Origin of the sequence: Streptomyces antnestii, from assembly GCF_004005495.1 — a bacterium.
Taxonomy (GTDB): Bacteria; Actinomycetota; Actinomycetes; order Streptomycetales; family Streptomycetaceae; genus Streptomyces; species Streptomyces antnestii.
Genome location: NZ_RZYA01000004.1, coordinates 437,420 through 455,720 on the forward strand (window position 1 = coordinate 437,420; position 18,301 = coordinate 455,720).

The 18,301-nt window shown below is 73.1% G+C and carries 18 protein-coding genes and 1 riboswitch; of the genes, 10 read left to right on the plus strand and 8 right to left on the minus strand.

The window, feature by feature from the left end; all coding sequences use genetic code 11:
• Positions 1–4: 4 nt before the first annotated feature.
• The 3 genes from EOT10_RS12380 to thiO form a co-directional block, all read right to left on the minus strand.
• The gene (locus EOT10_RS12380) at positions 5–799 is read right to left on the minus strand and encodes a thiazole synthase (protein WP_127828174.1); all 795 of its coding nucleotides are present in this window, start codon (positions 797–799) and stop codon (positions 5–7) included.
• Between the two features lie 4 nt (positions 800–803).
• Entirely contained in the window at positions 804–1,004 is a 201-nt protein-coding gene (thiS, locus tag EOT10_RS12385) for a sulfur carrier protein ThiS (protein WP_127828175.1), read from the minus strand.
• Positions 1,001–2,251, minus strand: a complete 1,251-nt coding sequence (thiO, locus tag EOT10_RS12390; protein WP_127828176.1) for a glycine oxidase ThiO — start codon at positions 2,249–2,251, stop codon at positions 1,001–1,003. The genes thiS and thiO overlap by 4 nt, the downstream gene beginning before the upstream one ends.
• Positions 2,249–2,361, minus strand: a riboswitch (TPP riboswitch). (Overlaps the previous gene by 3 nt.)
• 52 nt (positions 2,362–2,413) lie before the next feature.
• On the opposite strand from thiO, the gene EOT10_RS12395 reads away from it, so the two are divergent.
• The 6 genes from EOT10_RS12395 (at position 2,414) to EOT10_RS12420 (ending at position 7,238) form a co-directional block, all read left to right on the plus strand.
• Positions 2,414–2,758 carry an avidin-fold protein gene (locus tag EOT10_RS12395; RefSeq protein WP_127828177.1) on the plus strand — a complete coding sequence of 115 codons (345 nt, stop codon included), beginning with the start codon at positions 2,414–2,416 and terminating at the stop codon, positions 2,756–2,758.
• A 130-nt stretch (positions 2,759–2,888) separates the two neighbouring features.
• The gene (locus tag EOT10_RS12400) at positions 2,889–4,124 is read left to right on the plus strand and encodes an NAD(P)/FAD-dependent oxidoreductase (protein ID WP_127828178.1); all 1,236 of its coding nucleotides are present in this window, start codon (positions 2,889–2,891) and stop codon (positions 4,122–4,124) included.
• A gap of 55 nt (positions 4,125–4,179) precedes the next feature.
• On the plus strand, positions 4,180–4,545 hold the full coding sequence (locus EOT10_RS12405; RefSeq protein WP_116502558.1) for an Rv2175c family DNA-binding protein: 366 nt from the start codon (positions 4,180–4,182) through the stop codon (positions 4,543–4,545).
• Positions 4,546–4,615: 70 nt separating this feature from the next.
• Positions 4,616–5,269 carry a thiamine phosphate synthase gene (gene thiE / locus EOT10_RS12410; RefSeq protein WP_127828179.1) on the plus strand — a complete coding sequence of 218 codons (654 nt, stop codon included), beginning with the start codon at positions 4,616–4,618 and terminating at the stop codon, positions 5,267–5,269.
• 128 nt (positions 5,270–5,397) lie between these two features.
• Complete coding sequence (gene metF, locus EOT10_RS12415) at positions 5,398–6,318, plus strand: methylenetetrahydrofolate reductase [NAD(P)H] (RefSeq protein WP_127828180.1); 921 nt, start codon at positions 5,398–5,400, stop codon at positions 6,316–6,318.
• A gap of 47 nt (positions 6,319–6,365) precedes the next feature.
• On the plus strand, positions 6,366–7,238 hold the full coding sequence (locus tag EOT10_RS12420) for a hypothetical protein (protein ID WP_127828181.1): 873 nt from the start codon (positions 6,366–6,368) through the stop codon (positions 7,236–7,238).
• Between the two features lie 87 nt (positions 7,239–7,325).
• On the opposite strand, the gene EOT10_RS12425 is transcribed toward EOT10_RS12420, so the two are convergent.
• The 4 genes from EOT10_RS12425 to EOT10_RS12440 all read right to left on the minus strand — a co-directional run bounded on the left by EOT10_RS12425 (position 7,326) and on the right by EOT10_RS12440 (position 12,737).
• Entirely contained in the window at positions 7,326–8,825 is a 1,500-nt protein-coding gene (locus EOT10_RS12425; RefSeq protein ID WP_127828182.1) for a phytoene desaturase family protein, read from the minus strand.
• Between the two features lie 387 nt (positions 8,826–9,212).
• Positions 9,213–9,821, minus strand: coding sequence for a TetR/AcrR family transcriptional regulator (locus EOT10_RS12430; RefSeq protein ID WP_127828183.1), 609 nt, complete (start codon positions 9,819–9,821; stop codon positions 9,213–9,215).
• Between the two features lie 35 nt (positions 9,822–9,856).
• Entirely contained in the window at positions 9,857–11,941 is a 2,085-nt protein-coding gene (locus tag EOT10_RS12435; protein WP_127828184.1) for a YhgE/Pip family protein, read from the minus strand.
• Positions 11,913–12,737, minus strand: a complete 825-nt coding sequence (locus EOT10_RS12440) for an ATP-binding cassette domain-containing protein (protein WP_127828185.1) — start codon at positions 12,735–12,737, stop codon at positions 11,913–11,915. The genes EOT10_RS12435 and EOT10_RS12440 overlap by 29 nt, the downstream gene beginning before the upstream one ends.
• A gap of 177 nt (positions 12,738–12,914) precedes the next feature.
• Here EOT10_RS12440 and EOT10_RS12445 point away from each other — a divergent pair, with 177 nt between their 5' ends.
• From EOT10_RS12445 to EOT10_RS12455, 3 genes are all read left to right on the plus strand, one after another.
• Complete coding sequence (locus EOT10_RS12445; protein WP_127828186.1) at positions 12,915–13,457, plus strand: SAV_6107 family HEPN domain-containing protein; 543 nt, start codon at positions 12,915–12,917, stop codon at positions 13,455–13,457.
• A 156-nt stretch (positions 13,458–13,613) separates the two neighbouring features.
• Complete coding sequence (locus EOT10_RS12450; protein WP_127828187.1) at positions 13,614–14,393, plus strand: methyltransferase; 780 nt, start codon at positions 13,614–13,616, stop codon at positions 14,391–14,393.
• A gap of 273 nt (positions 14,394–14,666) precedes the next feature.
• Positions 14,667–15,074 carry an SCO2097 family morphological protein gene (locus EOT10_RS12455; protein WP_127828188.1) on the plus strand — a complete coding sequence of 136 codons (408 nt, stop codon included), beginning with the start codon at positions 14,667–14,669 and terminating at the stop codon, positions 15,072–15,074.
• Positions 15,075–15,369: 295 nt separating this feature from the next.
• Here the strand turns inward: EOT10_RS12455 and EOT10_RS12460 are convergent, their stop codons facing one another.
• Positions 15,370–17,778: a transglutaminase TgpA family protein gene (locus EOT10_RS12460; RefSeq protein WP_127828189.1), complete on the minus strand. Its 2,409-nt coding sequence runs from the start codon at positions 17,776–17,778 to the stop codon at positions 15,370–15,372.
• A 140-nt stretch (positions 17,779–17,918) separates the two neighbouring features.
• Between EOT10_RS12460 and EOT10_RS41910 the strand changes: the two genes are divergently transcribed.
• The coding region (locus tag EOT10_RS41910) for a hypothetical protein (RefSeq protein WP_223280939.1) at positions 17,919–18,301 on the plus strand (383 nt) is incomplete at its 3' end.

Consider the following 18,301-nt stretch of genomic DNA (forward strand, 5'->3'; position numbering starts at 1 on the left):
GCCGTCAGAAGGCGGGGCGCTCCGGGTCGAGCCTGGCCGTCCCGGACACCGGCGACGAGGCCTCGGCGAAGTGCCTGCGGGGGATCCGGCCCGCCCGGAACGCGAGCCGCCCCGCCTCCACCGCGTGCCGCATGCCCTCCGCCATGAGGACCGGCTCCTGCGCCCGGGTCACCGCCGAGGCGAGCATCACACCCGCGCACCCCAGCTCCATGGCGAGCGCCGCGTCGGACGCCGTGCCCGCGCCCGCGTCCAGGATCACCGGCACGCGCGCGTGCTCGGTGATCAGCTGGAAGTTGTGCGGGTTGCGGATGCCGAGCCCGGAGCCGATGGGCGAGCCGAGCGGCATGACCGCCGCGCAGCCCACGTCCTCCAGCTTCCGCGCGAGCACCGGGTCGTCGTTCGTGTACGGCAGCACCGTGAAGCCGTCGTCGACGAGGGTCTCCGCCGCGTCCAGGAGCTCGATCGGGTCGGGCAGCAGGGTGCGCTCGTCCGCGATGACCTCCAGCTTCACCAGGTCGGTACCGAGCGCCTCGCGCGCGAGGCGGGCGGTCAGGACGGCCTCGCCGGCGGTGAAGCACCCCGCCGTGTTGGGCAGCACCTGGATGCCCAGCTTCTCCAGGACGGACAGCACGGAGCCCTGCACGCTCGCGTCCACCCGCCGCATCGCGACGGTCGTCAGCTCCGTGCCGGACGCCACGAGGGAGCGCTCCAGGACGTCGAGGCTCGGCGCACCGCCCGTGCCCATGATCAGGCGGGACGAGAAGGTCGTGCCGCCGATGACCAGAGAGTCGTCAGCCATGGGTTCAGCCTCCCTGGACGGCGGTGAGGACCTCGACGCGGTCCCCGTCGGTGAGTGCGGTGACGGCCCACTGCGCGCGCGGGACGACGGTTTCGTTGAGGGCGGCGGCGACACCGGACGGTGCGGTGGTCAGCGCCGAGACGAGGGCGTCGAGCGTGGTGCCCGAGGTGACCTCGCGGCCCTCACCGTTGACAGAGACGTTCATACGGACTGCTCCACGGAGACGGGTGCGGGAACGGCGTCGAAGCGCCGCGGGGTGAAGGGGCGCGCCTCTTCGGGGAGTTCACCGGTGGCGAGCACATGGGCCATGCAGTCGCCGGTGACCGGGGTGAGCAGCACGCCGTTGCGGAAATGGCCGGTGGCGACCAGCAGGCCCGGCAGGGCGGTCGGCCCGAGCATCGGCGCGTTGTCGGGGGAGCCGGGGCGCAGACCCGCGATGGTCTCCGTCAGCGGCAGCTCCGTGATGCCCGGCACCAGCTCGTGGGCGTCGCGCAGCAGCTCGTAGACGCCGCCCGCGGTCACCGTGGTGTCCCAGCCGAGCTCCTCGCTGGTGGCGCCGACGACCAGCTCGCCGTCGACCCGGGGCACCAGATAGAGGTGGCCGCCGCGCACGATGGCGCGCACGGTACGGCTCAGGAACGGCGCGTACGTCCTCGGCACGGTCAGGCGCAGGACCTGCCCCTTCACCGGCCGTACAGGTGGCAGTACGTCGTCCGGGACCCCGGCGAGCCGGCCGCTGAGGCTGCCGGCGGCGAGGACGACCTGGTCCGCGGCGAGCTCGGTGCCGTCGGCGAGGACCACGCCGCGGGCGCGCTCACGGACGACAGTCAGCCGCTCGGCCCACTGTCGGTGGAATGCCACCCCGGCCCGCTCGCAGGCCGCGACAAGGGCCTTCGCGAGGCGCCTCGGGTCGATCTGGTGGTCGCCGTCGACGCGCAGACCGCCCCGCACGGACGGGGCCAGCATCGGTTCGAGGCGCCTGCACTCGCGGCCCGACAGCCACTCCGACTCCAGGCCGGAGCGCAGCTGGAGGTCGTGCAGCTCCCGCAGATGCGCGCGGTCGTCCGCGTCGAGCGCGACGGCCAGCGTGCCGCAGGCGCGGTAGCCGAGATCGAGCCCGGTGGCCTCGGACAGCTCGGCCGCGAACGCCGGATAGCGGCGCGCGGACTCGACGTTGAGGCCGAGCAGGGTCTGCTCGCCGTAGTGGAGCTCGGTGACCGCGGCGAGCATCCCGGCCGCCACCCGCGCGGCCCCGCCGCCCGGCGCCGGGTCCACCACCGCGGTGCGCAGCCCGCGCTGCGCGGAGCGCCACGCGGTGACGAGCCCGATGATCCCGCCGCCCAGAACCAGGACGTCGGAGCCTGCTGAGCCTGCTGCTCGTGCTGCGCCGTGTGAGCTTGCTGAGCCTGCTGAGCCTTCTGAAGTCTCTGAGCCTTCTGAAGTACGCGACATGGGCGTCCAGCCCCTCCCTTCGCCGGCATGACCCGGATCAGGTTCGTACGGTCGGAGGCCGCCCAGCCTCCCTCTCAGCCCGGTACGCCCGGGCTCCCGCGAGTGCTTTACGGTGGCCACCCTAAACCGTGACCCCGACCCTCAGTAAGGGAGCCCGCCCGCATGGCCCGCTCGCTCGACGGACTCGTCCTCTCCCCGGTCGCCGACCAGGCCCCCGGCCAGGTGGGCACGCGGACACGCTTCACGTACCACGAGGAGGACGGCCGGATCTGGGCCGAGTACGCGGGCGGCGACGTCGTGCGCGGCCATCTCGTGGGCACGCGCGAGGGCGACCGGATCGACTTCCGGTACGTCCAGCTGAAGACGGACCGGACGACGTCCTCCGGGCACTGCGTCTCGCTCGTCGTGGACCTCCCCGACGGGCGCGTGCGCCTCGACGAGACATGGGAGTGGGAGTCGCAGGACGGCAGCGGGACGAGCGTCGTCGAAGAACTCCCCGTCCCCTGAGCCGAAGAACTCCCCGCCCCCTGACCGGGCGGCCCCGCGGCCAAACCGGTGCCTCCGTGTGGAAGACGTCACGGGAGAGTTGTGCCCCGGCCCGCTGACTGACTGAACGTCAGGTGCTTAAGGTGATCCGGTGAGCGAGCAGACCCAGAACCAGGCCCCGGTGCGCCCGGCAGGGCGGCACGTCGTCATCGTCGGCGCCGGGATGGCGGGGGTGCAGACCGCCGTGGCCCTGCGCGAACAGGGCTTCACCGGCGCCGTCACGCTGATCGGCGCGGAACCCCACCAGCCCTACGACAGGCCCCCGCTGTCCAAGGCGGTGCTGCTCGGCAAGGCCGAGGGGTCCGCCTTCGACGTGGACTTCGAAGCGCTAGGCATCACCCTCGAACTCGGCCGCGAGGTCACCGGCGTACGTCCCGCCGAGCACACCCTCGACACCGCCACCGGACCCGCCCCCTACGACGTCCTCGTCCTCGCGACCGGCGCCGAACCCGTCACGCTGCCCCGCACCGAGGGCGTCCCCGGCGTCCATCTGCTGCGCACGCTCGACGACGCGGAGCGGCTGCGCCCCGTCCTCGCCGCGCAGCACGACATCGTCGTCGTGGGCGCGGGCTGGATCGGCGCCGAGTTCGCCACCGCCGCCCGCGAGGCAGGGTGCGCGGTCACCGTCGTCGAGGCGGCCGGGCGCCCGCTCGCCGGGGCACTGCCCGCCGAGGTCGCCGCCCCCATGGCCGCCTGGTACGCGGACGCCGGGGCACAGCTGCGCACCAACGCGCGCGTGGAGCACATCGAACCCGGGGCCGTGGTCCTCGACGACGGCACCCGCGTGCCCGCCGGCGCCGTCGTCGTCGGCATCGGTGCCCGCCCCGCCACCGGCTGGCTCACCGGCTCGGGCATCGCGCTCGGCACGCACCGCGAGGTCCTGGCCGACCATCACCTGCGCACGTCCGAGCCCGACGTGTACGCGGTCGGCGACTGCTCGTCCTTCCCCTCGGGCCGGTACGGCGAGCGCCTGATGGTCCACCACTGGGACAACGCGCTCCATGGCCCCCGCACCGTCGCCGCCAACATCATCGGCGAGACCCCGGCCACGTACGACCCCGTGCCGTACTTCTGGTCGGAGCAGTTCGGCCGCTTCGTGCAGTACGCCGGGCATCACGCCGCCGCCGACACCACCGTGTGGCGCGGCGACCCGCAGGGCGCGTCCTGGTCGGTGTGCTGGCTGCGCGAGAGCCGTCTCGTCGCCGTCCTCGCCGTGGGCCGCCCGCGCGACCTGGCCCAGGGACGCAAGCTCATCGAGTCGGGTGCCGTGCTCGACCCGGAGATCGTCGCCGACCCGGCCCGCCCCCTGAAGGCAGCCGTCGCATAGGCCCTTTCGCGCGACCGCGTTTCCCACTGTCAGTCCGGGATGGCACGCTTGTCCTGTGACCGAGATTGACGCAAAGATCGATGCTCTCGTCCCCGAGTGGCTCACCCTCCCCGACATCGCCGAGCAGTTCGGCGTGGAGGTGACGCGCGTGCGGCAGCTGGTGAAGGAAGGCCAGGTGATCGCCGTACGCCGCGGTGAGAACCGAGCGCTGCACGTGCCCGCCGCCTTCATCGACGGCGACAAGGTCGTCAAGGGCCTCACCGGGACCCTGACGCTGCTGAGGGACGACGGCTTCAACGACGAAGAGATGCTGGAGTGGCTCTTCACCCCCGACCCGACCCTGCCGGGTACCCCCGCACAGGCGCTGAGCGAGAATCGCGGCACGGAGGTGAAGCGCCGCGCCCAGGCGCTCGCCGTCTGACCTGACAACCGTCCGGCGTGCGGGCCGCGCTCACCGCGGCCCGCACGCCACCGACCAGGGGGGATCACCCATGGCCAGTGCCGCCACCCAGCGCGCCCAGCTCGCCGACGCCCGGCTGTACCTGTGCACGGACGCCCGCAGGCGCCAGGGCGACCTCCCCGCATTCCTCGACGCCGTCCTGGCGAACGGCGTGGACATCGTCCAGCTGCGCGACAAGGGCATGGAGGCGGGCGAGGAGCTGGAGCACCTGGCCGTCTTCGCGGACGCCGCCGCCCGCCACGGCAAGCTGTTCGCGGTCAACGACCGGGCGGACGTCGCCCACGCCGCCGGCGCCGACGTCCTGCACCTGGGCCAGGGAGACCTGCCCGTACCGGCCGCCCGCGCCGTCCTCGGCGAGGACGTCCTCATCGGCCGCTCCACCCACGCCGACACGGAGGCCGCCGCGGCCGCCGTCCAGGACGGCGTGGACTACTTCTGCACCGGTCCCTGCTGGCCGACCCCCACCAAGCCCGGCCGGCACGCACCCGGCCTCGACCTGGTGCGGTACACGGCCTCGCTCGGCACGGACCGCCCCTGGTTCGCGATCGGCGGCATCGACGCGGGGAACCTCGACGAGGTGCTCGAAGCGGGCGCCCGCCGCGTCGTCGTCGTACGCGCGATCACCGAGGCCGAGGACCCGGGGGCCGCGGCGGCGGACCTGGCGAAGCGGCTGCGCACGGCCTGACACGCGGTCCACCCGGCGAGCTCCCGTCCGGTCGCCTGTCCGATCGCTTGTCCGGAGGCCTGTCCGAGAAGTGTCCGCAGGGTGGACGGTGATTAGGGAGACCGCCCTCCCGTGGCTAACCTGCCGGTATGGCCCTAGGGACCCCTTCCACCAGGACTGATCGCGCACGGACCGTGCGCGACATGCTCGCCACCGGCAAGACGACGTTCTCGTTCGAGTTCTCGGCGCCGAAGACCCCGAAGGGCGAGCGCAACCTCTGGAACGCGCTGCGCCGGGTCGAGGCCGTCGCGCCCGACTTCGTCTCCGTGACGTACGGCGCCGGCGGCTCCACCCGGGCCGGCACGGTGCGCGAGACGGAGCAGATCGTCTCCGACACCACCCTGACCCCGGTCGCCCACCTCACGGCCGTCGACCACTCCGTCGCCGAGCTGCGCAACATCATCGGCCAGTACGCGGACGCGGGCATCAGGAACATGCTCGCCGTGCGCGGAGACCCGCCGGGCGACCCGATGGCCGAGTGGATCGCGCACCCCGAGGGCCTCACGTACGCGGCCGAACTGGTGCAGCTCATCAAGGAGTCGGGCGACTTCTGCGTGGGCGTCGCGGCCTTCCCGGCGATGCACCCGCGCTCCGCGGACTGGGACTCGGACGTGCGGCACTTCGTGGACAAGTGCCGCGCGGGCGCCGATTACGCCATCACTCAGATGTTCTTCTATCCGGAGGAGTATCTGCGCCTGCGTGACAAGGTCGCCGCCGCGGGTTGCGACACCCCGGTCATCCCCGAGATCATGCCGGTCACGAGCGTGCGCATGCTCGAACGACTGCCCAAGCTCAGCAACGCCTCGTTCCCGCCCGCCCTGAAAGAGCGCATCCTCACAGCCAAAGACGATCCGGCGGCTGTACGCTCCATTGGCATCGAGTTCGCGACGGAGTTCTGCGCGAAGCTGCTGGACGAGGGCGTTCCGGGTCTGCACTTCATCACGCTCAACAACTCCACGGCGACACTGGAGATCTACGAGAATCTGGGCCTGCACGACCAGCGGGCCTGATCCGGCCGTGTTCCACGAGGGGCGGCGGCCGTACGAGAGGGGCGTACATGGGCTGGACGGTCCTCTACATCGCGTTCGGAATCGTCGCGTTGTGGCTGCTCGGTGAAGTACTGCTCCAGTACAAGGCGCGGCTGCGCTTCCGGCTGCTCGCCTTCGTCGGCTTCGTGGGCGTCGTCCTCGGTGTGCTGATCCCGTCGGTGATCGTCATCGGGATCGGCGCCATCACGTTCGCGGTCGGACAGACGTATGTGACGCTCTCGTTCCGCAGGGGCTTCTCCACGGGCTGGGCGCTCGGCGGGAACCCCGGGGCGAGCAAGCGCCGCAAGAAGGAGCCGGTCCGCCAGGACCCGACCCTCGAAGTCTCCGACCTGGAGTACGAGCCGCAGCCGCAGGCCCGCGAGCCGCTGGCCCCCGAGCCGCAGGCCGAGGCGACCGCGGTGTACGCCCCGGAGCCGCTGCCCGACGAAACCGGCCAGTACGGCGTCTACACCCCGGCGGCCGCCCACGCGGACCCCTCGCCGGACTACGGCTATGACACGTACGCGGGCTACGACCAGCAGACCTACGGCTACGACGGCGGCCAGCAGCAGTACGCGGCCTACTCCGATCCGTACATCGGCACGCAGACCTATCCCGCCCAGCCGCAGTACGACGACGCGTACGGCACCGGCCAGCAGTACGGCGACCCGTACGCCGCCGGCGGCTACGGCACGGAGACGCCGCCCGGCGGGGTCTGGGTGCCCCAGCAGCGCACCGGCGACGACCAGCACCAGGGCTACGGCGGCGAACTGCCCCCGGAGCAGCCGTACCCGTACGAGCAGAACGGCCAGCACGGGCAGCCGGGCCAGCACGGACAGCAAGGCCAGCACGGGTATGACGGCGGGGCCGGCTACAACGAGCAGCAGCAGTACCGCTACTGAGCCCGGCGGGCGCCAGCAGCCCGTACTGCTACTGAGCCCGGCGGGTGCGGGAGCCGTACCGCTACTGGAGCCGGTGGGTGCGGGGCGTCACTGGGAGCCGCGGAAGTCCGGGCCCTCCACGATCAGCCCGGCCGCCAGCGCGCCCGACATGCCCGCGTGCGGCAGCCCGCCGCCCGGATGCGACCAGCCCCCGACGGCGAACAGGCCCGGCACGCGCGTGCCGTTCGACGGGTGCAGGAAAGCGCCCGACGCGGCGGCCAGCGCCGGCGCGGGCACCGAACCGCCCTCCGCCCCCGTCGCCTCGGCGACATCGGACGGCGTACGGACCTCGTGCCACAGCAGGCGCTCCCGCAGCTCGGGCACCGCGCGCCCGGCGGCCTCGATCACCCGCTCCACGTCCGCGTCCGTCACGTCCGCGCCGTGCGCCACCGTGGCCACCAGGGTGACCGCCTCATGACCGCTGTCGGGCACCACGGACGCGTCGTCGGGACGAAGGACCGTGACCGTCGGCCGCTCCGCCAACGCCGTGCCCCCGCCGAACAGCGAGGCCAGCTCCGCCTCCCGGTCCGCCGCGTGGACGACCGTCCGGTGCGGCGTGCCGTCGGGGCGAGCCCCGCGCAGCGCGAGGAACACCGTCAGACGGCTCGGCAGCGCCGACCGCGGCGGCACCTCGTCCTCGCCTCTCAGCGGTCCACCGGGGAGCAGCGCGTCCAGCACACCGGGCGCCACACCGGCGACCACGAAGTCGGCCTCCACGACGCTGCCGTCGGCCAGCTCCAGGCCCGCCGCCCGGCCGTCCTTCTCCACGATCCGCGCGACCGGGGCGTCGAACGTGAACTCGACCTTCCGTCGCACGCACCGCTCGTACACGGCCCGCGCCAGCTCCCGCATCCCGCCGCGCACCGCCCACGTGCCGAACGTCTGCTCCATGTACGGCAGCACGGCCGCGCTCGCGGGCGCCGTCCGCGGATCGAGGCCGGACGCGAGGGCGTACTGCTCCAGGAGCGCCACGAGGCGCGGGTCCCCGCCCAGCTCGAACGCTCCCACCTCGGAGAGCGTCGTCGCCGTCAGGTCCTTGCGCAGCATCCGGCGGCGGACCACCGCGGGGTAGGGCTCGCGGTCCGCGAGGATCCGCCAGTTCGGCCACAGGGGCTCTTCGAGGAGGGGGCGGCGGGTGCGGTCCCAGGCCTCACGCGCGCGGTTCATGAACGCCGACCAGAGCGCCCCCGACCCCTCGCCGAGTGCCGCGTCCAGGGCGTCGGCGATGCCCGCGCGCCGCGCGTTCGGCAGGTCCACGGTCACGCCGTCCGCGAAGACGTGCCGCACGGCGGGCTCCACCTGGGTCAGCTCGACCGCGTCCTCCAGCGGCTCCTTGCCCGTCTTGACGAACAAGTCCCGGTAGACCGCAGGCAGCTGGAGCAGCCCCGGGCCCGTGTCGAACGAGAAGCCGTCCCGTGCGAAGCCGCCGAGCGCGCCGCCGTACGTCGACGCGCGCTCGTACACCGCCACCCGGTGGCCTGCCACGGCCAGCCGGGCAGCGGTCGCCATCGCGCCCATCCCGGCGCCGATCACCGCAATCCGTGCCATGTCAGGGACTGTATCCGCCGCCACCGACAACCCGGCCGGGGGCCTGATCAGCCCCCGTCCTGGGCCTGAGCACCCATGTCTGAGTACCCGTACCTAGTACGCGAGATGAGTAGGCGCGCGGATGGGGCCCGACCTGCGCGGAAGGGAGAGTGGAGTCACGGAAGGGGGCGCGGCGCCGGTACCGCCGACACGGGGCGGCGGAACAGCGCAGCGCCCCCTTGGACGGGGGACACGGGGGGGACACGGGGGTACGACGGGGGACGCGCCGGTCCGGTGAGGCCTGAGAGATTTCAGGCCGCGCCGGACCGGCGTTCTGTCATGCATGTCTCCCGGCATGTCTCCCGGGTGCATGCATGTCTTCCGGGTGATGCGTGTCTCCCGGTGGGGTCAGCGCCCGCCGCTCACGCGCCCCTGGAGCAGCCGCGACAGCGCCGAGTGGACGTCGTCCAGGGAGCGCTCGGGCTGGAAGGCCTGCCAGTCGAGGGCGGCCACCAGGACCATGCCGACCAGCGCGGCCGCCGTCAGCGGGATGTCGATCTCCTCGCTCAGCTCACCGTCCTCGACCGCGCCGCGCAGCACGTCCTCCACGACGGCGACGGCCTCCTGCCGGACCACCGCGAGGGTGGACTGCCAGGCGCGGTTCGTGCGCCACAGCTCGGCCACGTACAGCTGGGTGAAGGCCGGGTAGCGGTCGATGAAGACGAGGCCGGCCCGGATCATCGCGTCCAGGGCGTCCACCTTGCTGCCGCCGCTCGCAGCCGTCTTCTCCGACGCCTCCCGCAGTGAGGCGGTGAGCAGCCCGACGCCGTGCCGGAGCAGCTCTTCGAAGAGGACCGATTTGCTGGCGAAGTTGTAGTAGACCGTGCCTTTCGCGACCCCGGCGCGCTCGGCGATCTCGTCGACCGTGGTGGCCGAGAACCCCTGCTCCGCGATGAGCGTGACAGCGGCCTCGTACAGCTTCTGCCGGGTGGCCTGGCGCCGTGTGCTGCTTTCCATGCCCCTGATTCTCACAGGCTGCGCGGCGGGCGCGCTCACAGGCTGAGCTCCGGGTGCAGCCGGTCGAGCGTCCACACCTGCTTGCCGCGGGCGCTCAGCGCGGTCAGAGCGAGCGCGCCGGCCGTGAACGCCGCCAGGACGGCGCACGCCTGCCACACGGGCCCGAGGCCGCCGCCGGAGATCAGTCTCCGGAGTGCCTCGACGACGTAGGTCATCGGCAGGAAGGGGTGGATCGCGTTGAAGAATCCCGGGCTCGTCTGCACGGGGTACGTGCCGCCCGCCGACGTCAACTGGAGCATCAGGACGGCGAGTACGAGGATCCGGCCCGCCGCTCCGAAGCGCGCGTTCAGCCACTGCACGATCGCGGCGAAGCACGCCGTGACGAGGAACAGGAAGCCGACCGTGCCGGCCGCCCGCACCATCTGGAGGCCAAGTGCCCAGTGCAGCACGGACATCAGGGCGGCCACCTGGAGCACCCCGATCGCGGCCACGGGAAGCCAGCCGGCCAGCGCGATCCGCCAGGCGGAGGCGCCCGCGGCGAGCGCGCGCCGGTTGAGCGGCTGGATCAGCATGTAGGCCACCATCGCGCCGACCCACAGGGACAGCGGGATGAAGTACGGGGCGAACCCGGTGCCGTAGTTGGGCGCCTTGTGCAGGGACTGCGAGGCGAGCTGGACCGGGTCGGACATGACGTCCGTCCGCTGGTCACGGTCCTTCTTGTCGTAGTCGGGGATCTGCTTCACGCCGTCGTGCAGCCCGCCGGCCAGCTCCCCGGAGCCGTCGGCCAGCTTGAACATGCCGCCGCTCAGTTCGCCCGCGCCCGTCTTCAGCTTGCCGACGCCCGTGTCGAGGTCCGCGGAGCCGGTCTTCGCCGTGCCGAGCCCGGTGTGCAGCTGCCTGGCGCCCTTGGCCACCCGGCCAGCGCCCTTGTTGAGCGCGTTGATCTTCGAGACGGCGGTGGCGACGTCCTGGTCGAGCGTCGGGGCGCGCTCGGCCAGAGCCTCGGACTGCCGCTGGAGCGTGGCCAGATGACGGTCGAGGGTGTCGAGGTCGCCGTGGTCGTCGGCGATCAGGACGTTCAGGTCGTCGGCGATCTTCGCCACGTCGTCCGCCGCCACCTTGGCCTTCTTCAGGTCGGGGCAGGCCGTGTCCGGCAGGGGCAGCGTCTCGCAGCGCGCGGTGTAGACCCCGTCCAGGGCGTCGGCTCCGGCGTGTGCGCCCTTGGCCGCGGTCGGAGCGGTCTTCACCAGGACGTCGAGGTTGTGGCGGATGCCCTTCGCGGAGTCGGCGACGAGGCGGGCCGTGTCACCGATCGCCTTCTTGTTGTCCTTCAGGAAGGGGCGCACCTGCCGGTCGACGCCGTTGACCTTGTCGGCGAGCAACTGCGTGCCTTCGGAGACCTGCTTCGAGCCGTCCTCCAGATCGCCCGCGCCCTTGTCGAGCCTCTTGATCCCGCCGGCCAGTTCGGAACTGCCCTTCTTGGCGTCCTTCAGGCCGTTCGCCAGGTCCTTGGACCCCTTCTCGGCCTTGCCTATACCGCCCTTGAGCCGGTCGGCCCCTTTGGCGGCCTTCTTCGTGGCGTCGTGGATGTCGGAGAACGAGATGAAGATCCGGTCGAGGAACGAGCGCGACGCGTTGGTGGACGCGGCCGAGCGCACCTCGGAGAACACCGTCCGCGAGATCTGCCCGACGATGTAGTTGTTGGCGTCGTTCGTCCGCACCTGGAGGGCGCCGGTCTCCGGGGTGTCACCGGCGCTGGACACGACGCGCTCACTGAAGTCCGCGGGCATCGTCAGGGACAGGTAGTACGTCCCGTCCTCGACCCCCGCGCGGGCCTGCGCCGCGCTCACCTCGTGCCACTCGAAGGTCTTGCTGTCCCGCAGCCCCTCGGTGATGTCGTCGCCCGCCGCGACCTTCTTGCCGGCGGCCCGCGCCCCCTTGTCGTCGTTGACGAGCGCCACGGGAATCTTGTCGAGACGCCCGTACGGGTCCCAGAACGACCACAGGTACAGGGCGCCGTACAGCAGGGGCAGCAGCAGGAGGGCGGCGAGCGCGGCGCGCGGCAGCTTCCCCCTGCCGAAGCGCCTGAGCTCAAGCGCGGCCAGCTTCGGCGAGCGCATCCGCCGTCTCCTTCTTGTCGTTGTTCCCGTTGTTCCCGTTGTTTCCGCTGTTCCCGTCGGCGTCTTTGTTCCGGCCGGCGTCGTCGGCGGTGGCCGTGGGCTTGGAGGCTGTCGATACGACGACGGCTCCCTCCGGCGCCTCGCTGCACACCGCCACGACCGTCGTGCCGGACGCGGCGACGGACCTCAACAGGTCCCAGACCTCGGCCCGTTCGGCGTCCGAGAGCTTCAGGTCGGTGTCGTCCACGCCGAGCAGCCGGGGCCCGCCGATCAGGGCGAGGGCCACGGACAGGCGGAGCGCCTCGGTCCGCTCCAGGTCGCGTACGGCCGTGCGGGAGCCCTTCGGCAGTGCTTCGAGGTCGAGGCCCGCGGCAGCCAGCGCGCTGTCGATGCGCAGCCGCGACGCGGCCGTCCGCTCGGCCCTCGGTCGCAGCAGCGCGCGTACGGAGCCGTCGAACCGCCGCTGCAGCAGCGCCCGTTCGCGCAGGTGTTCCCCGACCGTCAGGGCGGGATCGAGGTCGGTGACCCCGGGCACATGCGCGAGCGCGCTGATCCGGCGTACGGCGGACAGCTGCTTCGGCAGCCGGAGGCGGCCGACGGACGCGGTGCCCTCCGTGGGCCGCATGCGTCCGGTGAGGGCGAGCAGCAGGCAGGTGCGGCCCGATCCGGACGGCCCCTCGATCGCGACGAGTTCCCCGGGGCCTGCGTCGATGTCCACCCCGCGGAACGCCCAGCCGCGCGGCCCCTCGAGCCCGAACCCCTCGGCTCCTACGGCCACCCCGCCCGGACCGTCCATGGTCAGGCCCCCCCTAGATCTCTCGCCCGCATTTTTTTGAACTGACTGGTCAGTGCAAAAACTAGCCCGAACTCCCGCTCGAAGCAAAGGTGCAGGTCAGGGTCGATTGTCAGTGGCGTCCTCCACGATGGACACATACGGCCACAGTGCCGTCACGCAGACGACAGGAGGTTCGTCATGGCTGGACACCCGGCGTCATCGGCAGCAGCCGCCCGCCGCCCCCGCGCCACTGGCCCCGCCCCCTCACTCAAAGGCCCCGCGAGCGACGTCCACCCCGTGCTCCGCCGCGCGAGCGCCCCGCCCGCCGCACTCGACCTGCTCGCCCAGGCGCGCACGGGACTCGACGAGGCGGCCCTTCTCGACACCCCCAACGAGCGGTACGCCACGGCCCATCTCGCCGCCCTGCGCACCGCGGCCGCCGTGCTCGCCGCCCGCGGCCGCCCCGAACCCACACCCCGGCGCCGCGCGCGGATACGGAGCGCCTGGGAAGTCCTCCCCGAGATAGCGCCCGAACTGACCGAGTGGAGCGCCCTGTTCGCCTCCGGCGCCACGCGCAGGGCGCGCGCCGAAGCGGGCATCCGGGGCGCGGCGAGCATCCGCGACGCGGACGACCTGCTCCGCGACGTCGCGATGTTCCTGCGCCTCGTCGAGCGGATGCTGGTGCTCCAGCCCGCACTGCCCCAGCCGAGGACGGAGGAAGGGGCCCCGGACGCGGGGTGACCGGCCGGGACGCCCCGGCCGCGCGGTGACCGGGCAGCTCTCACGAGGCAATAGGGTGGAGGCGCCCGAACCCTCCACCCGTCTCCGTGCCGGGGCGGGAGGGACCCCCATCGCTCCGCAGCCAAGAGCCGGAGCCGCGCCGAGGAGTCACCTGTCGTGTCGGACCCGATGCGCCCCCGCGCTTCTCTCCGTACCGCCGTGGTCTGGGACGTTCTGAAGGACGCCCTCGACCGCCGCGTCAAGGCCACGGGGCGCGAGTCGCTCGACGTGCTCGACACCGGAGGCGGCAGCGGCAACTTCGCCGTGCCCGTGGCCGGCCTCGGCCACCGCGTCACCGTCGTCGACCCCAGCCCGAACGCGCTCTTCGCGCTCGAGCGCCGCGCGGCCGAGGCCGGCGTGGCCGACCGCGTGCGCGGCGTGCAGGGCGATGTCTCAGGCCTCTTCGACGTCGTCGAGCGCGACGGCTACGACGCGGTCCTGTGCCACGGCGTCCTGGAGTACGTCGATGACCCGGCCGAGGGCGTGCGCAACGCGGTGGGCGCCCTGCGCTCCTCCGGCGTTCTCAGCCTGCTCGCCGCGGGCGTCGGCGGCGCCGTGCTCGCCCGCGCCCTCGCCGGGCACTTCAAGGAGGCCCGGCAGGCCCTCGACGACCCGGCCGGCCGCTGGGGCGACGGCGACCCGGTGCCGCGCCGCTTCAGCGCCGAGCAGCTCACCGACCTTGTCGCGGCCGCGGGCGTCGAGGTCGGCGCCGTGCACGGCGTACGGGTGTTCGCCGACCTGGTGCCGGGTGTTCTCGTGGACACCGAGCCCGGCGCCCTCCAGGAGCTCCTCAAGCTGGAGGCCGCCGCGGCGGAGCTGCCCGCCTTCCATTCCGTCGCCACACAGCTGCACGTCCTCGGCGAGAAGCGGGCGCCGTCCGCGGACCCGGCGGCCTGATCGCCCCGGTGACGCCCCCCTGATCAGCGGCGCAGCGGCGGATGGAGTACGCCACAGGCCCCCCGCTCCGGCGCCGGGCGCCGTATGATCGAGGGAGACGGCCCGGCATGACGGGACGGTCGTTGGGGCATGAACGCTTCAGCGAACCGGAGCGGCGTGGTCGTCCTGGTTGGCGAAGTTGGCGCAGAGGGGCGGGTTTCACGGGGGCGATTCCCTGCCTATCCTGAAGGGGACCCCCGGTCGCCCAGGCGACTGCACGATGAGGAGGACTCCGTGCCGCTCTCGGAGCACGAGCAGCGAATGCTCGAGCAGATGGAGCGAGCGCTGTACGCCGAAGATCCCAAGTTCGCGACAGCGCTTGAGGGAAGCGGGCTGCGTACGTACACCCGACGTCGGGTCTACCAGGCAGTCGCGGGCTTCCTGGTGGGTATCGCGCTCCTCATGACCGGAATGGTCCTCACGCAGATCTGGGTCAGCGTGGTGGGTTTCCTCATCATGCTGGCCTGTGCGGCCCTCGCCGTGACCGGATGGCGCAAAGCGCCCAAGCCCGGTGAACAGCCCGCGGCAGGCGCGGCGCCCGGAGCGCCCCACGGCCGGCGTCAGGGCAAGCAGCGCCGGTCGATGATGGACCGGATCGAGCAGCGCTGGCAGCGACGCCGGGACGAACAGGGCGGGCGCTGAGGCTCCGCCCCACACCGGAACATACGTAACTGAGGGGTGACCACCCACACGTGGTCACCCCTCAGGCATGTCCGGACGTCGGCCCCGGGGGCCTCGGCTTCCTGCCACCGGACCCGGCACGGCCTTCCGGCCCCGGCTCCCTGCCACCGGCCACCCGATCCCTGCTCCCGGCTCCCGGCCCGGGCCACCCGATCCTGGCCCCCGACTCCCTGCCGCCAGCTTCCGGCTTCCGGATCCCGGCCACCGGATCCCGGCCACCGGGCTCCCGGACAGCGGCCCCCCCCGGAGGGGACTCTCAGCTCTGTTGGCCGGAGGCCCGTCGCAGGAGTGCTGACTTCCGGGCCGTCCAGCGGGAGCCGAGCGTCGCCCACCACTGCGAGAAGCTCCACGCCACTCGAACGGTCGAGCGCGGTGCGAACTCCGCCCGGAGCCGGGCGGAGCGGCTCGCCCCGGCGCGCAGACCCTGCCGAAGCCGGCGCACGTCGTCCCCGAGGCCCGCCGTCGGTTGCGGCCTCGGCGCGTAGAGGACCTGCTCCACCGCGGCCGCCACCCGATGGACGGAATCCGCCGCGGGCTGTTCGAGCCGTCCTGCGCGCACGATCCGCGCCGCCGCCTTGCGGGGCGTCAGCGACTCGTCCGGCGCGAGGCCGTGGTCCCACGCCGTGTCGGTCACTTCCAGCCACGCCGCGAGGGTGCGTGCCGCCGCGTCCTCGTCCGTGCGGCCGGCCGACCCGAGCCGCAGGGCCCGTACCCGGCGCCGCCACAGCATCGGCAGGAGCGGCACCAGCACCACCAGTGCGGCGCCCAGCACCACGAGCGCGATCGCCCCGAAGGGCGGGCCGCCGTCGCCGGCCGCGCCGATGACCGCGGGCGCCGTGTTCGCGCAGCCGCCCAGCTTCCGCTCGGCCGCCGGACAGTTGTCCGACGCGGACGGCTGCCCCGCCGACGGCTGCGACGAGGCGTCCTCGCTGGGCGCCGCCGGGTTGGTCGGATTGCCCGCCGGGGTGCTGTCACGGGTGTAGTCGGGCGCCGTGCCGCGGTTCGGCGTCGGCTCGAAACGGGTCCAGCCCACGCCCTCGAAGTACAGCTCCGGCCACGCGTGCGCGTCCCGCAGGCCGACCGACATACGGCCGTCCGACTGCGGCGAGCCCGGTGTGAAGCCGACCGCCACCCGGGCCGGAATCCCCAGCGTCCTGGCCATCGCGGCCATCGAGAAGGAGAAGTGGACGCAGAACCCTTCCTTGTCCTTCAGGAAACGGGCGATCGCGGCGGAGCCGCTGCCGGCCCGGACCTCGGTGTTGTACGTGAAGCCGCCGCTCACCGCGAAGTAGTCCTGGAGCTTCACGGCCCGCTGGTAGTCGTTCGTCGCGCCCTCGGTGACCTTCAGCGCGGTCTTCCTCACGACCGCCGGGAGCGACGGCGGCACCCTCGTGAACTCCTGCCGCAGATCGGACGGCGCGGCCGGCGCGTTGGCCAGCTGCTCCGCCGTCGGCTGCACGATCAGGCTCTCGACGCCGTACTTCTTGCCGCTCGTGTTCTGGTTGTGGTCGCCGACGAGGGTCCGGCCCACCGGCTCGTACCGCCAGCGCCCCGAGATGTCGACCTTCGTCGCCGGGTAGGGGAGCGGCAGCCAGTCCTGGGCGTACCAGCCGGCCGCTGCGATGTTCGTGCGGATCTCGGTCCTGCGGACGTCCGCGCCGAGGCCGCGCGGGTTCGGGAACGGGGAGGGGACGTCGATGATGCTGCGTTTGGCGGGCCGCCACGTCGTCCCGTCGAACTCGTCGAGGGAGACGATCCGCAGATACAGGTCCTGGGTGTCCTTCGAGTTCGTGCGGTACGACATCACCTCACGGTCCTCGGGCTGGTTCAGGCTGTTCTGTAGGGAGACCAGCGGGTTCACCGCGGAGATGGTGCCGCCGCCCCCAGAGCCCACGCCCGCCCCCACGCCCGTCGGGCCGAGCAGGCCGCCGTCGAGCGTCGGCAGGGCGAGCGGCACGAACAGGGCGATGCCAAGCGACAGCGCGCCGATGCGGCGGCCCGTGCGGACCGGGGCGACGGCACCGGCCGTGCTCTGTGTCGCACCGGGTGCGCCGCCCGGCGAGCGGGCCGTACCGCCGAAGACACGACCCCACTGCGAGAGCCGGTCCCGGCCCTCCGCGAGCAGGAGCAGCAGATAGCCGCCGGCGGCGAGCAGGAACCACAGCCAGTCCGTGGCTCCCTGGGACAGGCCCGCGGCGACCGAGTACAGGGCGAGCAGGGGCAGTCCCGCGGGGGCCGCGCTGCGGAACGTCACCGCGAGCGCGTCCACGGCGAGGCCGATCACCACGACGCCGCCCACCAGCATCAGCCGGATCCCGTCGGTCAGCGGCGCCGGGATCGCGAAGCGGCTCACGTCGTCGGCGCCCGCCCGGAGCAGGTCCCCGAGGTGACGGATCGCGTCCGGCCCCGGCAGCATGCCGCCGATCGCCTGCTGATTCGCGAACAGCAGGGTCAGCAGCAGCATCGTCACGACCGCCTGTACGGCCACGGTGAGCGGCCGCGCGAGCGGCACCCGCCGGGCCAGTGCCCCCACCCCGGCCTGGACGACCAGCAGGAACGCGGCCTGGAAGATCCAGGTCGCCAGGTCCACCAGCGGCAGCAGAGCGCATGCCGCCATGAACGTGGCCGTCGTCGCACACACCGCCAGCCGAGCGCCTCCACTCATGACCGCGCCCCTCCCCCCACACCACCGGCCGGCCCCCCACGCAGGGGGCCGTCCACATCAAGTCCGTCCCGGTCCGGGCCGGGCCCCCGGCCCACGCCTACGTCGGCGCCCACGACGACGCCTACGTCGGCACCGGCGCCGTGCCCCGAGCCCTGGCCACGGCCCAGGTCCGCGGCCACGCCGGCGGCCACGGCTACGTGGGTGGGCACGCCCGCCCCGGCGCGGTGTCTCGCGCCCAGGTCAGCGTCCACGGCCACGCCGGCAGCTGCGGCTACGTGGGTGGGCACGACTGCCCAGGGACCCGCGCCCCGCTCACGGCCCGCGCTCGTGCCCGCGCCGGCGCGGTGCCCCGCGGCCGGGTCAGCGTCCACGGCCACATCGGCGGCGACGCCTACGTGGGTGGGCACGACTGCCCAGGGACCCGCGCCCCGCTCACGGCCCGCGCTCGTGCCCGCGCCGGCGCGGTGCCCCGCGGCCGGGTCAGCGTCCACGGCCACATCGGCGGCGACGCCTACGTGGGTGG